This window comes from Neobacillus sp. NPDC097160, from assembly GCF_044762155.1.
In the GTDB taxonomy this organism is placed as follows: domain Bacteria; phylum Bacillota; class Bacilli; order Bacillales; family Cytobacillaceae; genus Neobacillus.
The window spans coordinates 1-15,831 of record NZ_JBIWDU010000039.1; the positions used below are offsets into that span (position 1 = coordinate 1).

The window sequence follows — 15,831 nt, forward strand, 5'->3', positions numbered from 1 at the left end:
TTGCATGTATTAGGCACGCCGCCAGCGTTCGTCCTGAGCCAGGATCAAACTCTCCAAGAAAGTTGATTAGCTCATAAAAGTTACGTTGGCTTCGTCTCAAAAATGAAACGAATAAATATTGTTTGTTGACGTTTTTGTTTGTTTAGTTTTCAAAGAACAATTTCTCAATCGCTCAAAAGCGACTTTATTATCTTACCAAGTTATCAACTAAAAGTCAACAACTTTTTTTGTTTGTTACTCGCCGCCTCAGTGACGACTTTTCATATATTACAGCATTATATATGATTGGTCAACCCATTTTATAAAAGTTTTTTTAAAATGTAAAAACCGCTGATGATCAGCGGCTTGTGTACTGCTAGATTACCCATTGTTGAATGGCTACTAAAGCAAATAAACCTGGAATACCTAGAAAGCCCGAAACGGCAGACGTCGCAAAATTAATGGGGACATGGATTCCGTACCGATTCCCAGCCACATTTAAGAAAAATAAAAGGAGTGCTCCAATTAAAAATTTAATGGCTGCTTGGCCAACAAATCTTGCTGGTTTAAATCGAGCTCCAGAGAATAACAATAAAAGTATAAGCCCGCCTAAAATTGAAATAACAAAGATTGGTTCCAAAAAAGCTATCCCCCTTCTAAAGTCACTTTACTACCAACATATGTACAAGTTGGTAAGAATAGACCGTTCGAAAAGAAATAGCTTGGTACTTATCTTAATATGGTTACATTACGCTGCTTTGCTTCTCTTAACAGAAAAATATATTTGGCTTCCGCTATCTTCGTTTGGCAAATGACTTCTTCGGAAGGGTCAAAGCTTTTTTCCAAAAGTAGTTTTTCTTGCTGCCAATGAGCTCTATAACGATTTAGCTGTGTTAACAGCTTATCATCATACTCTTTTCGAAGCCGCCCTTTACGCCGAAAAAACATAGTTGATTCCTCCACATTTCCTCTTTTAATCCTATAATTCTCTTCGGCCTTCTAAAGCTTTGGATAAGGTTACCTCATCCGCATATTCAAGGTCTCCACCAACCGGCAGTCCATGAGCAATTCTCGTTGTTTTAATCCCCGATGGCTTTAACAAACGGGAAATATACATGGCTGTTGCTTCCCCTTCAATATTAGGGTTTGTCGCGAGGATCACTTCCTGGACGGTTTCATCCTGGAGACGCTTTAGCAAATCCGGGATGTTTATATCCTCGGGTCCAATCCCATCCATAGGGGAAATGGCCCCATGTAAAACATGGTACAATCCATTGAATTCCTTCATTTTTTCCATCGCAATGACATCCTTCGGATCTTGAACGACACAAATGGTGCTCTTATCCCTGCGAAGGTCTTCACAAATATAACAAGGATCTTGGTCCGTAATATGTCCGCAAACCGAACAATACGTAAGATTACGTTTTGCGTTCACTAGTGCTTTTGCAAAATCGAGTACGGTATCTTCTTTCATACTTAAGACATAGAAAGCTAGACGTGCAGCCGTCTTCGGTCCGATTCCCGGCAGCTTCATAAAGCTGTCAATCAGCTTTGAAATTGGTTCAGGATAATGCATTTTCTTTTTTCCTCTCTAAAGAAAAGTAAAAGCGCCAGAAAAGTGGCTTGAAGCTCAAACTACTTGGCGCTTTTTTCTATCTACATTAAAACGGCAGGTTCATTCCTTTTGTAAACTGCCCCATTGTATTGTTTGTTAACTCTTCTGCCTTTTTAAGTGCATCATTTGTAGCAGCAAGAACAAGGTCTTGAAGCATTTCAACGTCATCAGGGTCAACTGCCTCAGGTTTAATTTGTACATCTACGATTTCCTTATGTCCCGTTACGATTACCGTCACCATTCCGCCGCCGGCAGTTCCTTCAATCTTTTGCTGACCCAATTCCTCTTGAGCTTCCGCCATTTTCTTTTGCATTTTTTGCATTTGCTTCATCATATTTTGCATATTTCCCATTCCACCACGCATTTACATTACCTCCAATAAATTAGTTTTAATCGACTATTTCCACAAATTCCTCGCCAAATAGTTTCTTCGCCTCGGTAATATGTGGTTCTTCTTCCTTAGCTGGCCCACTGATTTCCCCTTCCCCGCCATGCTGGCTGTTCAAGAAGCTTTCGCGAATTGGCGGCCATTGGTCTTCAGGGACACCTAGGATTAAATATCTTTTGCTCGTTAATTTATATAAAGCAGCGATCACTGCTTCAAGAAAATCAGTACGATTCATCGCCATTTGGCAGATCATTTCATGTTTGAATTTGATAATAAAAGCATCAGCTGATGCAGCAATCGGCTCGGCATCATTTAACAAGGCGGCCTGCGATTTCATAAGCCCTGCCCTCATTTCGCCCCAATTGGCTTTAATGAGATTTAAATCATTCTTTGTTGCGAGTTTTAACACTTCATTTATTTTTCCAACCGCTGGCTGAAATACCTTTTTAGAAGACTTTTGTGCAGTCCTTTGCTGTTTCGGTGCATCGTCTTGTGCTGTTGTTGCGATGCCGTTTGCCTTTAAGTGCTGCAATTCATTTTCAAGCTGTTCAATTCTTGATACTAATTGGGCAATATGGGCCGGCTCTGACTGGTCCGCTTGTTTTACTTCCATTTGACAGAGCTTTACAACCGCTACCTCGAGGAAAATTCTAGGGTGGTTTGTCCAGCGCATTTCTTGTTGTGTTTTATTTAACAGGTCAATTAGCTGATAAATCTGTCCCGTTGGAATCATTTCCGCCATCTGGCGAAACTCATCATCAAGCATGACCCGTTCAAGCGATTCTTCTAGATTTGGCGCTGTTTTATAAAGTAGCATATCCCGGTAAAACAAAATCAAATCCTCGATGAATCGTGCTGGATCCTTTCCATGAAACAAAAGTTCATCAAGTGCTTCTAAACCACTGGCAACGTCACTCTCCTGAAAGGCATGTGCTAATTTATTCAGAAATCCTTGTGATACAGAGCCTGTGACCGTTAGGGCATCTTCAACCGTGACACGATCCTGACTATAGGAAATCGCCTGATCTAATAAACTTAAAGCGTCCCGCATACCACCTTCCGCTGCACGAGCAATCATTTGCAGTGCACGTTCATCACAGTCAACGCCCGTTTCTTCAACGATTAACTTCATCCGTTTCACAATCGATCCTGCTGTAATGCGTCTAAAGTCAAAACGCTGACACCTTGAGATAATCGTTAAGGGAATTTTATGTGGTTCTGTAGTGGCTAAAATAAAAATGACATGCTTTGGCGGTTCTTCTAACGTTTTTAGCAAGGCATTAAAAGCGCTAATGGACAGCATATGCACTTCATCAATGATATAAACCTTGAAGTTCACGGCAGTTGGAGCAAATTTGACTTTATCAAGAACATCTCTCATTTCTTCCACACGAGAGTTGGAGGCTGCATCAAATTCTAACACATCCGGAATCGTCCCGTTCGTGATTCCAAGGCAAGCCGCACATTCGTTGCACGGTTCGGACACCGGTGCATGCTCACAATTGATTGCTTTTGCTAAAATTTTAGCCGCACTTGTTTTACCTGTTCCCCTTGGTCCGGAAAAAAGATAGGCATGTGAAATTTTTTGTTGAAGCAGGGCGTTTTGCAATGTCTTGGTTACATGTTCTTGTCCCACTACATCAATAAAGTTTTGAGGCCGCCAAACACGATATAAAGCTTGATATGACAAAATGACACCGCCCCCTTCAAAATTTTTTCATCTTTTCTATTATAACGTATCTAATTTGCTTTTTACAAAGTGTATTCGTTCGAGTTCGCAAAAAAACTCATCCCAAATCTGAGATGAGTTAATTTATGCAATATAACTGCCGTGCACCTTCCATCGACTGACGCCCATAAGCGTTACTTAAGCAGTTAGCTCGGCCCAGGCAACCCTGCGGCACATGGGAGCGTCCACTTAATGCTGCTTCCTTCCGGACCTGACATGGTTCATGGATTCCCATTGCGCAGGACCAGGGCGTCAACACCACTTACTTAAGGCAGACCCTACAGACGATCAGCCTCAGGAAGGGATTCAGTCTCGCTAGAGCGGATTGCGAGTACAGGGCACCGCTACCTCCCCACCTAGCACGGCAAAGTTGATACCAATGTTTAGTGCGCCTTTATCTGACGCCTCTTTAATATACAACCATTCTTGGAAAAAAGCAATCTTTATCAGCTGTAAATTATTGTAAGTCGTTCGGCAACATTTGGCTTCTTTGTTGTTTCTCCAACTTTTTTCTTTCCCTTATGTTTCGGAAAAAGTCTGAGAGCATTTGACCGCACTCCCATTCTAATACGCCCTTTGTAATTGTGCTTTGATGATTAAAGCGGTCGTCCTGTAATAAATTCATGAGGGTCCCGGCACATCCGCCCTTTGGGTCGCTGACCCCATAAACGACTCTTTTGACCCTTGATAAAATAATGGCCCCTGAACACATCGGGCAAGGCTCTAGCGTGACATACAAAGTGGCCTCTTCAAGCCGCCAAGAGCCCATTTCCCGGCAGGCTTGATCGATTGCTAAAAGTTCAGCGTGTGCGAGTGCATTTTGTTCACTTTCCCGTAAATTATGGGCCCGGGAAATGATGACCCCGTCATGGACTATAACTGCCCCAATTGGCACTTCATTTAATTCCTCTGCCTTTTTTGCTTCCTTTATTGCTTCTTTCATAAAATATTCGTCTTGGTTAGGATCAAGATCCATTTTAAAAATTCCTCCCATTGGAGACCTTCCTCACAAATTTACCAATATTATATCATTTATCCGTTCCACCCCTCATAAAATAGCCGTAGCGTATGTTTTTCAGGGAGGGATACGGATGCAAATCCATGTGGTAAAGGGAAATGAAACGTTAACCACTATTGCTGGGACCTACCATACAACTGTTCAAGATATTGTTGAGGCAAATGAACTGCCAAATCCGAATAACCTTGTCGTAGGACAATCAATTGTCATTCCAATTATTGGCCATTTTTATTTCGTTCAATCGGGGGATTCATTATTCTCCATCGCCAGGAAGGTGGGCATCCCTTATCAGGAGCTTGCTTCCATCAATCGCATCAATGCGAATCAACCACTCAATGTAGGGGTTCGTCTTTATATACCACAAGCTAAAAAGAGAAATGCCGAGTTCAATGCGTATGTTGAACCGCGCGGCACCACTGTCGCCCCAGTATTAGAAAACAGTGCCCGCGAGGCCGCACCATACCTAACCTATTTAGCCCCTTTTAGCTTTCAAGCTCGCCGCGATGGCACCTTGAAAGAACCATTGTTGAATAACTTTCCGACGATTGCTAAAGCCAATCGAAATGTCTTAATGATGGTTATTAATAATCAGGAGAATGACCAGTTTAGTGATGAACTCGGACGTATTCTTTTAAATGATATCGCAATTCAAGATAAATTTCTCAATACGATCGTCGCAACGGCAAAAAAATACGGATTCCGTGACATCCATTTTGACTTTGAGTTTATCCGTCCCGCCGACCGCGAGGCCTATAATACCTTTTTACGAAAGGCAAAGCAAAGGTTTAAAAGTGAAGGCTGGCTGATGTCAACCGCCCTTGCCCCAAAGACAAGTGCAACGCAAAAGGGAAAGTGGTATGAGGGCCATGATTACAAAGCACACGGGGAAATTTCTGACTTTGTCGTCATCATGACGTATGAATGGGGCTATAGCGGCGGCCCCGCGATGGCAGTTTCGCCCATTGACCCGGTCAGGAAGGTGTTGGAGTATGCGATCACCGAAATGCCTTCAAATAAAATTCTTATGGGGCAAAATCTCTATGGCTATGATTGGACACTGCCATTCGTTCAGGGATCGGTAGCAAAGGCAGTCAGCCCGCAGCAAGCGATCCAGCTGGCAGCAACCAACCACGTCCCCATTCAATATGATGCAAAGGCACAGGCACCATTCTTTAAATATACGGCTCAAGATGGCAAGCAGCATGAAGTCTGGTTCGAGGATGCCCGCTCCATTCAAGCAAAGTTTAACTTAATCAAAGAACTGAACATCAGAGGGATGAGCTATTGGAAGCTAGGTTTAGCATTCCCGCAAAATTGGCTGCTAATCGTTGACAATTTCAATGTGACAAAAAGACCAACCTAGACAGAAAAAATTTTTTATGACAAAAACTGCCGATATTCGGCAGTTTTTTCATATTTTTGACACGAACATCACATCTTCTAAATTTTCCATATCCCTTCCTAGGGAAGATTATGATAAAATATTCTTTGTGTCAATTAAGAAAAGCGGAAGGCGCCCGCCAATCGGCGTATGGACTGGAGCGCTTCGACTGAGATAAAGGAAACAAGGAGAGTGGAGCGATCCGATGTTGACTTATCGTAGGGAGAAGAGCGAAGTACACTAGCCGATGGCGCCTGGAGCTGGACAATTCTCAAAATCAGAAATATAGACTAAATGAACCAGTTCAAACTGGTTAATCATAGAAGGTGCAGGGAGTTTACGAAGGAGGACTTTATAATGGGGGATACACCCTTTATTACCGTTGAAGGGCCGATTGGTGTAGGAAAAACATCTCTCGCAAAAGCCATTTCAGAGCAATTTCAGTTTGCTCTATTAAAAGAGATTGTTGATGAAAATCCATTCTTAGGGAAATTTTATGATAACATCGAGGAATGGAGTTTCCAAACGGAAATGTTTTTCCTCTGCAATCGCTTTAAGCAATTAGGGGATATCAATACCCATTACTTAAGCCAAAGCAGGTCTGTTGTTGCTGACTATCATATTTTTAAAAACCTGATTTTTGCACAACGCTCGCTTAATCCCGATGAATACAAAAAATACTTCCAGATTTATCAAATTCTAACTGAAGATATGCCAAAACCAAATGTCATTATTTATTTAAATGCAAGTTTAGATACACTTTTAAAACGGATCAAAATAAGAGGGCGTGAAGTAGAGAAGAATATCAGCCCCCTCTATTTAGAACAACTATCCATTGACTATGAAAATACCTTGGCAACCTTTGAAAAGGAACATCCGGAAATCCCCGTTCTACGCTTTAGCGGCGATGAGTTGGATTTTGTCAAAAGTGAGCAGGATTTAAATTATATTTTTCAAAAATTATCAACTTCGTTAAAAGAGAACAGCTGGACAAACAATCTATTATAGAACTTAGAACAGGGGGATGTTAGTGAGTATCGTTATTGGTGGGATGATTGGTCTTGGAAAAACAAGTGTTGCCGACACATTGAATGCACACTTTAAAAATAAAGGTATTGAAAGTAAGGTGTTTTACGAAGCGGTGGATGATAATCCAATTCTCCCGCTTTATTATGAACTGACACCGGAAGAGTTAGATGCAAGGAGAATACCCTTCCTTTTGCAATTATTTTTCTTAAATAAACGTTTTAAAACGGTTAAGGAATGCATTAATTGGCGCGAGCCCGTTTACACGATTCAAGACCGCTCCATTTATGAGGATTGGTATTTTGCTTATGTAAATAAAAACTTGGGTAGAATTTCTCCCCTAGAATTCAAAATTTATGAAGAACTTGTCGATAATATGATGGAAGAGTTAAATGAACTTCCAAAAAAGGCGCCGGATTTAATGGTCTATTTAAAGGGATCATTTGATACGGTAATTGACCGGATTATGGCCCGCGGCAGAAGCTTTGAAATCAACCCTGAACTGAAGGAGTACTATTTTGAAGTATGGAAGGGTTATGATGAATGGGTCATGGACCAATATGCGGCTAGTGAAGTATTAGTTATTGATATGGATACCACGGACGTTGTAAAAAGTAATGCCGATGCCTTAAAGGTTTGCCGTGATGTTGAAGAGAAGTTAAATGAAATACTAAATGTAACAAAGACACCTATTTTTTAATAGGTGTCTTCTTTTGTATGCGGGGAAAACTGCAAAAAAAAGCCCGCTGCAACTAAATGCAGCGAACCTTTATCTCCAGTTTTTATGCGCGATTGTTTTAATTAATGGCGGAGGAAGAGGGATTCGAACCCCCGCGCGGTTTAACCCGCCTGTCGGTTTTCAAGACCGATCCCTTCAGCCGGACTTGGGTATTCCTCCGTATCGACAAGTGATAATTTATCATATTTTTTATACCATGTCAAACATTTTCATTTTAAATTTCGGACGGGATGAACCCGTCCGGAATTTTTATGTTTTTACAGCGGTTTGATTACATCACGATTGCCCATATATGGACGCAGTACGGTTGGAATCACGACACTCCCGTCTGCCTGCTGATAATTCTCTAAAATGGCAGCGACCGTGCGGCCAATCGCAAGGCCAGATCCATTTAACGTGTGAACGTGCTCCGGCTTTGCCTTTGGGTCACGGCGGAAGCGGATATTGGCCCGTCTAGCTTGGAATGCCTCAAAATTACTGCAAGAAGAAATCTCACGGTATGTTTCATAGCTTGGAATCCACACTTCAATATCGTACTTTTTCGCGGCTGTAAACCCAAGGTCACCGGTACACATAGAGAGCACTCGGTATGGCAGCTCAAGAAGCTGTAGTACCCGCTCAGCATCGTTAGTCAGCTTCTCAAGCTCGTCATAAGAATCTTCCGGCTTTACAAACTTTACAAGCTCCACTTTATTGAATTGGTGCTGACGGATGAGACCCCTTGTATCACGGCCCGCAGAGCCTGCCTCAGAGCGGAAGCATGCGCTGTATGCCGCAAAGCGGATTGGCAGCTCCTCACCGCTTAAAATTTCATCACGATGATAGTTGGTTACTGGCACCTCAGCCGTTGGAATGAGGAAATAATCCTCGCTTCCAATTAAAAAGGCATCCTCTTCAAACTTCGGCAATTGCCCTGTGCCCGTCATACTTGTACGGTTTACCATGTACGGCGGCAGGATTTCCGTATAGCCGTGTTCATCCACATGAAGATCAAGCATGAAACTCATTAATGCACGCTCTAGCCGTGCCCCCAGCCCCTTATAAAAGACAAAGCGGCTTCCGGTTACCTTACCGGCCCGTTCAAAATCGAGAATACCTAACTGATCGGCAAGATCCCAATGAGGCTTTGCTTCAAATTCAAATTCACGTACATGGCCCCATTTCCTAATCTCTACATTATCATCCTCAGTTTCCCCAATCGGAACACTCTCATGCGGGATGTTTGGAATGCTTAGCAATAAATTGTCTAAGACCTCTTCCACTGTACGGAGCTCATCATCAAGTGTTTTGATTTGGTCGCCAACCTCACGCATTTCTGTTATTAACTGATCGGCATCCTGCTTTTCACGTTTTAATGCTGCGACCTGCTGTGAAACCTCATTTTTCCTGCTTTTTAACTTTTCAGATTCAACGATTAACTCACGTCTTTTCAGATCGAGATCCTCAAACCGGCCTAAATCAGTTAAATCCTCGCCGCGATGCTCAAGCTTTGCTTTCACCTCGGCAAAATTAGCTCTTAATACTTTAATATCCAGCATTGTTTAGACACTCCTTTTTTTATAAAAATAAAACAAAAAACTCCCGCCCCTAAAACAGGGACGAGAGTTAATCACGCGATACCACCCTGGTTGACAGCATACACTGTCCACCTCAAAAAAATGTAACGGTTTCTACCGAAAGTACTTACTGGCCTCTAAGAGGTGTTCCATACTTTACTCGAGGAGGGATTCACAAGTTTCACACACCGGTTCGCACCAGCCACCGGCTCTCTTTATGAGTGAGTTTCTTGTTACTAGTTCCTCTCATTGCTTTTTTCATTATGGATTTGTTTTATAATTTACTATAATTATCGGCCAAATGCAACCGTTCTATACAAGATGTTTCGCTTTTGCTTCCTTCACCATCTCTACAAAGTAGGCGGTAAGGCGATGATTATCGGTCAGCTCCGGATGGAAGGAACAGCCAAGAAATTGTCCTTCCCGTGCGGCGACGATGCGATCATTATGCTTGGACAAAATTTCCACATTCTCTCCCGCCTCAACGATGTGCGGTGCCCGGATAAACACTGCAGGGAAACTTTCAGCGACATCTTTAATCGCAAGGTCGGCCTCAAAGCTGTCAACTTGGCGTCCAAAAGAGTTGCGTTCCACCTTAATGTCCATGACGCCGATGTGCGGCTCGCTATAGCCGGAAAGATCCTTAGCCAAAAGAATCAGCCCTGCACAGGTACCAAACATTGGTTTCCCTTCACCTGCAAATTCCTTTAGTGGATCCATAAAGTCGTACTTATCGATTAAGCGCCGCATTGCGGTGCTTTCACCACCAGGAAGAATGAGTCCATCTATCTCCTGTAATTCTTCTTTATGTTTTACAGCCACTGCCTCAACACCACATGCCTCTAACGAAATCATGTGTTCACGGACAGCTCCCTGCAAAGCGAGAACGCCAATTTTAATCATTGATTACCATCCTCTTTCTTGCATGCGGGCTTCAGGTGCTAATGATGAAATTTCGATTCCTTTCATTGGCGTACCGAGGTCTTTTGACAGTTCAGCAATCAATTTATAGTCTTGGAAATGCGTTGTGGCTTCGACGATTGCTCTGGCAAACTTAGCAGGGTTTTCTGATTTAAAAATCCCAGAACCAACAAATACACCGTCAGAGCCTAATTGCATCATTAAAGCTGCATCAGCAGGCGTTGCCACACCGCCGGCAGCAAAGTTTACCACTGGAAGTCGGCCAAGGCGCTTGATTTCAAGCAGTAATTCAAATGGTGCACCTAAAAGCTTCGCTTCTGTCATAAGCTCATCTTCGTTCATGCCTACCACCTTACGAACCTGTGCATTTACCTTACGGATATGACGGACAGCTTCAACGATATTTCCTGTTCCAGGCTCACCTTTTGTACGAAGCATGGAAGCACCTTCACCAATACGACGAGCAGCCTCACCTAAGTCACGGCAGCCACAAACAAATGGAACTGTAAAGTCACTTTTATATAAATGATACTCTTCATCAGCAGGTGTTAAAACTTCACTCTCATCAATATAGTCGACACCCATTGCTTCAAGCACTCGTGCCTCGACAATATGACCAATTCTTGCCTTAGCCATTACAGGGATTGAAACAGCCTTTAGCACCTCTTCGATAATCCTTGGATCAGCCATTCTTGCAACACCGCCAGCAGCGCGAATATCTGAAGGAACGCGCTCTAATGCCATTACAGCTACTGCACCTGCTTCTTCCGCAATCTTTGCCTGCTCCGCATTGACAACATCCATGATGACGCCGCCCTTTTGCATTTCTGCCATACCGCGTTTTACGAGATCCGTACCTGTTTTCATTTGTTAAAATCCCCCTTTGTTTTAATATTAAGAATTTTTTTTGTATATCTAGGAAATTTCCTATTCATTCAATCGGAATTATTATTCCATAAAATCATTAAAGCAACAAAAAAGGATTCCTGTCAAGACACAAGAATCCTTTCCATCACTAATGGAGAAATTTAACGTAACCTATTTAAACCAACCTTTAACAGTAGAAGAAATCCCGTGCCAGACATCTCCGAAGAAATTACCGATGCCTCTCATCATTAACACAAACCAATTTGCCTTCTCCACATCCTGTGCTGCAACGACATCTACCTGTACTTTCTTCTGACCTTCCTCTGTTAAGAAACTAACTTTTTCACCGTTTTTCGGTTCAATCATTACATAACCGACTTTTTCACCTTTTTTAATTGGTGCGGTTAATTCACCTTTTTTATTGATTTTCTTTTTATCGAGTACCAATACTGGTTTATAGTTTTTCTTTTCGCCATTTAGAACCACCATGTCAATAGCTGACTTTGTGTAAATTTTTACTAGATTCTCTTTACCTTTAATAACTGGTACCGTTTTATGATCTTTTACTTGATAATGTTTCGGTACAAGCTCTTCTTTTGAATAATTACTAAAGGCATAATCCATCATTTTCCTTGTTTCATCAAAGCGGGCTTTATAACCGCCTTGGCCGCTGGCATCTTTTGCATTTTGGACAACTGTAATAAATCGCTTGCCATCACGCGTGGCAGTTCCTGTAAAACAGTAACCTGCAAAATCAGTTGTACCTGTTTTAAGCCCGTCCATACCTTGGTAGCCATAAGTCAATTCCGGAAGCATCCAGTTCCAGTTATCCATCTTAATCTGGTCATCAGTGCCTTCTCTAAAAATTTTCCTTGGCGTACTTGCTGTTTTTATTACATCGGGAAAATCATTAATGAGGTGAAACGCTAATGTAGCGACAGCCCTTGAAGACATCACGTTCTCCTCTTCCGCACCCGTTCCCTGTGGATGCTGGCCATGATAATCTCGGTTATTTAAACCAGAGGAGTTAACAAATTTATAATCCTTTAATCCTAATTCTTTTGCTTTGGCATTCATCATTTTCACAAAATTGGTTTCCGATCCGCCAATTACTTCAGCTATAGCAATGGTAGCAGCATTTGCCGAGTAAATCGCCATCGCTTCGTATAGCTCACGAATTTTATATTTACCATCAGCACGTAACGGTACATTTGAGAGATCACGATGCTGAGAGTTTTCATATACAAGTTCACTCGGAGTGTATTCTTGAGTCCATTTTACTTTACCTTTTTTAACAGCATCAAGTAAAAGATACTCCGTCATCATTTTTGTCATACTAGCGATCCCTAGTACACTATCAGCATTTTTTTCATATAAAACTTTACCTGTTTCTCCATCAACTAATATAGCTCCGTCTGCATTTACATTTAATGCTGCTTCTGCCTTAGCTGGGATTGCCCCGGCAAATAGGCTAAAAAACATGACGATTGCCAGCGCACTAGCAACGCATTTCTGATAAAAATGTTTATTCACTGTATAGCCCTCCAACGTTTTATTACACCTTGGTTATTTTAACATAACTGCCTGGCAAATCATAGGCGGAGCATTGAACCAACTTCATCCTAATAGTAGGACTAATGGCATAAAAGAAGACAGAGAAGACGGCGCTTCTCTGTCTTTTTTAAGAGATAAGGAAGTAAAAACTTCGACTTTGAAAATTGTCCAGTTCAAGAAGCCTTTCGCTTTTCTTAAAGTGAATAATTAGGTGCTTCTTTTGTAATTTGGACATCATGTGGATGACTTTCTTTAAGGCCGGCGCCTGTCATCTTAATAAATTGTGCCTTTGTCCGCAGTGCCTCAAGGTCCTTTGTGCCGCAATAACCCATTCCTGACCGTATGCCGCCAATTAATTGGTAGATGGTTTCTGCTAATGGCCCTTTATATGGAATCCGGCCTTCAATTCCTTCCGGCACAAACTTTTTATTATCCTCTTGGAAATATCGGTCTTTTGAACCCTTTTCCATTGCAGCCACTGAACCCATTCCACGATATACTTTAAAGCGGCGGCCTTGGAATATTTCCGTCTCTCCCGGGCTCTCTGACACACCTGCCAGCAGACTGCCCAGCATAACGGCATGCCCGCCTGCTGCCAGCGCCTTAACGATATCCCCTGAGTATTTAATTCCACCGTCGGCAATAATCGTCTTTCCGTGCTTCATCGCTTCTGATGCACAATCATAGACTGCCGTAATCTGCGGAACACCCACACCTGCGACAACCCTTGTCGTACAAATGGAACCCGGTCCAATTCCTACTTTTACAACATCGGCGCCTGCTTCAAATAAGTCTTTAGTCGCTTCGGCAGTAGCAACGTTGCCGGCAATAAGCGTTACATTTGGAAAGGCATTTTTCAGTTCTCTCACTGTATCAAGGACACCCTTGGAATGTCCATGGGCAGTATCGACCACAAGGACATCAACATTGGCTGAAACAAGTGCCTCAGCACGTTTCATCGTATCACTTGTTACCCCAACAGCAGCGCCTGCTAATAAGCGGCCTTGCTTGTCTTTTGCTGAGTTTGGAAATTCAATCACTTTTTCAATATCCTTAATCGTGATTAACCCTTTCAAAACCCCCTGCTCATTAACAAGCGGCAATTTTTCAATTTTATATTTCTGGAGAATTTTCTCAGCCTCTTTTAATGTTGTTCCAACAGGAGCCGTTACAAGATTTTCCTTTGTCATGACATCTGAGATTTTAAACGAATAATCCTGGATAAAGCGAAGATCTCTATTGGTGATAATTCCCACAAGCTTTTGTTCATCCATATTATTCACGATTGGCACACCGGAGATACGGTATTTCCCCATTAAATGCTCAGCATCATATACTTGGTGATCCGGGGTTAGAAAAAATGGATCCGTTATAACGCCGCTTTCAGACCTCTTTACTTTCTCAACCTGTTCAGCCTGCTGTTCGATAGTCATGTTTTTATGGATGATTCCTAATCCGCCTTGACGAGCAATCGAAATCGCCATTTCTGACTCTGTTACCGTGTCCATACCAGCACTAATAATTGGAATATTAAGCTTTACACTAGGCGATAATTCCACCTGAAGACTTACATCTCTTGGCAATACCTCAGACTTACCAGGAATTAATAAAACATCATCAAACGTTAAACCTTCTTTTGAAAATTTACTTTCCCACATTTTAACGGCCCCCTTTAAAAACTTAAATAGCCTTTCCATCAAAAAATATTATTTGTAGGTTATCAATTGGACAAACTACTGTCAAGGAATAACTATTAATCAGATTCTTCTGAAAAGAGTGATACAATTTTGGGTATTCAATATAAAGATTGGAAAAGCTTCTCTGTTTTTTTTTCGGCAGAGTATTGCCAACGGTTCTTAAAAAATAACTATCAAAAGCGTAATATCGATAATCCGGAACAAAAAAGTTATGAAAACGGCTATGCCTTTCTCTATTATCTCGAACATGGAAAAATATATTATGAACAGGCTGAAAATGCCCCGCTAGTTTTAAAGCCAATTTTACTTTTTTATGGGCTCGTCCACTTAATCAAGGCATGTATTTTAACCACAGACCCTGCTTATCCTGAAACCACTGCTGTTTTAGCCCACGGCGTCTCAACCCGTAAGCGGAAAAAGCAAAATTATCTTTTCTTTCAGGATGAGGTTAAGTTTCAAAAAAATGGACTCTTCCCCTTCATGTCAGAAAAATTGTTTCACATGAAACAATTGGAAGGGGAAAAGGTCATTATGGAGGAATTATTACAGCATATACCGGAACTTGATGATTTATTCTTTTTACTTGAAGGAAAGAGGACGTTTGAAAAGTTAGCTGTGGATGGAGAACAGCTTATTATACGTGAGTCTGTTTTAGATCACTTTCATATGACAGAGGATCGCTTTAAGGAGTTTTTAGGATCAAAACTTGAAAAGGGAATTGAATTTTCGGGCGAAGGGCTTGCTTTAACGTTACATGATAAGACTTCTTTTGGTGTTTCACCATTAAAATTTGACTTAGAGGATGGTTCCTACGCTATTCCACTTACTAAAAATCAGCTTTTTACTTTTCCTGAACTGCTGATCCATTATTTACTGCTCTATAACTTAAGTATGATTGCCCGTTATGAAACAGAATGGTGGAGTGAATTAACAAAAATGATGCCGAATCAGGATTATCCGTTTATCGAATCCTTTCTTGACATCACCATGAAAAAGGGGCCGTTTTTAATTTATCAATATTTGATGAAATAAGGAAATGGAGGCGCGGTACGGTTATTGGCAGCGCCTCTTGGATACCTTTTTTGAGATCTTTTTGATTGAATGGGTTCCAATTGTCTCCATCCCTTATATTGGTTACTTTTCGGTTTTGGCTATTTACTTTCCAGTTTCGGATATTTACTTTCCACTTTTAATCATTTACTTTCCGCTTTTTCAGTTTTACTGTTCACTTTCACTTATTGGACACAAAAAAGACAACCCTCTACGGGTTGTCTTTCATTTGCCTGGCAACGTCCTACTCTCACAGGGACGCATGTCCCAACTACCATCGGCGCTGAGAAGCTTAACTTCCGTGTTCGGTA

General features: G+C 41.7%; 15 protein-coding genes, 1 tRNA gene, 2 rRNA genes, 1 other RNA gene and 1 other annotated feature. Of the genes, 4 read left to right on the forward strand and 15 right to left on the reverse strand.

The genetic code is table 11. From position 1 onward, the window contains the following. The 8 genes from ACIQXV_RS29280 to tadA form a co-directional block, all read right to left on the reverse strand. Positions 1-60: ribosomal RNA gene (locus tag ACIQXV_RS29280) — 16S ribosomal RNA — on the reverse strand; the annotation flags it as partial. 295 nt (positions 61-355) lie between these two features. Continuing rightward, entirely contained in the window at positions 356-619 is a 264-nt protein-coding gene (locus ACIQXV_RS29285) for a pro-sigmaK processing inhibitor BofA family protein (protein WP_402965755.1), read from the reverse strand. Positions 620-708: 89 nt separating this feature from the next. Further along, positions 709-927 (reverse strand): YaaL family protein, encoded by a 219-nt coding sequence (locus ACIQXV_RS29290; RefSeq protein WP_402965758.1) that lies wholly within the window; start codon positions 925-927, stop codon positions 709-711. 31 nt (positions 928-958) lie between these two features. Further along, positions 959-1,555, reverse strand: a complete 597-nt coding sequence (gene recR / locus ACIQXV_RS29295) for a recombination mediator RecR (RefSeq protein ID WP_402965761.1) — start codon at positions 1,553-1,555, stop codon at positions 959-961. An 85-nt stretch (positions 1,556-1,640) separates the two neighbouring features. Continuing rightward, entirely contained in the window at positions 1,641-1,958 is a 318-nt protein-coding gene (locus ACIQXV_RS29300; protein ID WP_402965764.1) for a YbaB/EbfC family nucleoid-associated protein, read from the reverse strand. A gap of 25 nt (positions 1,959-1,983) precedes the next feature. Continuing rightward, positions 1,984-3,672: a DNA polymerase III subunit gamma/tau gene (dnaX, locus tag ACIQXV_RS29305; protein ID WP_402965767.1), complete on the reverse strand. Its 1,689-nt coding sequence runs from the start codon at positions 3,670-3,672 to the stop codon at positions 1,984-1,986. 139 nt (positions 3,673-3,811) lie between these two features. Continuing rightward, positions 3,812-4,076, reverse strand: an RNA gene (gene ffs, locus ACIQXV_RS29310) — signal recognition particle sRNA large type. A gap of 92 nt (positions 4,077-4,168) precedes the next feature. After that, on the reverse strand, positions 4,169-4,705 hold the full coding sequence (gene tadA / locus ACIQXV_RS29315; protein WP_402965770.1) for a tRNA adenosine(34) deaminase TadA: 537 nt from the start codon (positions 4,703-4,705) through the stop codon (positions 4,169-4,171). 97 nt (positions 4,706-4,802) lie between these two features. On the opposite strand from tadA, the gene ACIQXV_RS29320 reads away from it, so the two are divergent. The 3 genes from ACIQXV_RS29320 (at position 4,803) to ACIQXV_RS29330 (ending at position 7,836) form a co-directional block, all read left to right on the forward strand. Further along, entirely contained in the window at positions 4,803-6,092 is a 1,290-nt protein-coding gene (locus tag ACIQXV_RS29320; protein ID WP_402965773.1) for a glycosyl hydrolase family 18 protein, read from the forward strand. 375 nt (positions 6,093-6,467) lie between these two features. After that, on the forward strand, positions 6,468-7,118 hold the full coding sequence (locus ACIQXV_RS29325; RefSeq protein WP_402965776.1) for a deoxynucleoside kinase: 651 nt from the start codon (positions 6,468-6,470) through the stop codon (positions 7,116-7,118). Between the two features lie 16 nt (positions 7,119-7,134). After that, complete coding sequence (locus ACIQXV_RS29330; RefSeq protein ID WP_402965779.1) at positions 7,135-7,836, forward strand: deoxynucleoside kinase; 702 nt, start codon at positions 7,135-7,137, stop codon at positions 7,834-7,836. Between the two features lie 105 nt (positions 7,837-7,941). Here ACIQXV_RS29330 and ACIQXV_RS29335 read toward each other — a convergent pair. The 6 genes from ACIQXV_RS29335 to guaB all read right to left on the reverse strand — a co-directional run bounded on the left by ACIQXV_RS29335 (position 7,942) and on the right by guaB (position 14,431). After that, positions 7,942-8,034 (reverse strand) — tRNA-Ser (locus tag ACIQXV_RS29335). 98 nt (positions 8,035-8,132) lie between these two features. After that, entirely contained in the window at positions 8,133-9,413 is a 1,281-nt protein-coding gene (serS, locus tag ACIQXV_RS29340; RefSeq protein WP_402965782.1) for a serine--tRNA ligase, read from the reverse strand. Between the two features lie 53 nt (positions 9,414-9,466). Continuing rightward, positions 9,467-9,690 (reverse strand) — a binding site (T-box leader). A 53-nt stretch (positions 9,691-9,743) separates the two neighbouring features. Next, a complete protein-coding gene (gene pdxT, locus ACIQXV_RS29345; RefSeq protein ID WP_402965785.1) occupies positions 9,744-10,334 on the reverse strand; it encodes a pyridoxal 5'-phosphate synthase glutaminase subunit PdxT in 591 nt (196 codons plus the stop codon). 3 nt (positions 10,335-10,337) lie between these two features. Beyond that, complete coding sequence (gene pdxS, locus ACIQXV_RS29350) at positions 10,338-11,219, reverse strand: pyridoxal 5'-phosphate synthase lyase subunit PdxS (RefSeq protein WP_007085646.1); 882 nt, start codon at positions 11,217-11,219, stop codon at positions 10,338-10,340. Between the two features lie 171 nt (positions 11,220-11,390). Continuing rightward, positions 11,391-12,701, reverse strand: coding sequence for a serine hydrolase (locus tag ACIQXV_RS29355; RefSeq protein ID WP_402965796.1), 1,311 nt, complete (start codon positions 12,699-12,701; stop codon positions 11,391-11,393). 266 nt (positions 12,702-12,967) lie between these two features. Further along, positions 12,968-14,431 carry an IMP dehydrogenase gene (gene guaB, locus ACIQXV_RS29360; RefSeq protein WP_402965790.1) on the reverse strand — a complete coding sequence of 488 codons (1,464 nt, stop codon included), beginning with the start codon at positions 14,429-14,431 and terminating at the stop codon, positions 12,968-12,970. A gap of 129 nt (positions 14,432-14,560) precedes the next feature. Between guaB and ACIQXV_RS29365 the strand changes: the two genes are divergently transcribed. Continuing rightward, positions 14,561-15,502, forward strand: a complete 942-nt coding sequence (locus ACIQXV_RS29365; RefSeq protein WP_402965793.1) for a YaaC family protein — start codon at positions 14,561-14,563, stop codon at positions 15,500-15,502. Positions 15,503-15,751: 249 nt separating this feature from the next. Here the strand turns inward: ACIQXV_RS29365 and rrf are convergent. Beyond that, positions 15,752-15,831, reverse strand: a 5S ribosomal RNA gene (rrf, locus tag ACIQXV_RS29810); the annotation flags it as partial.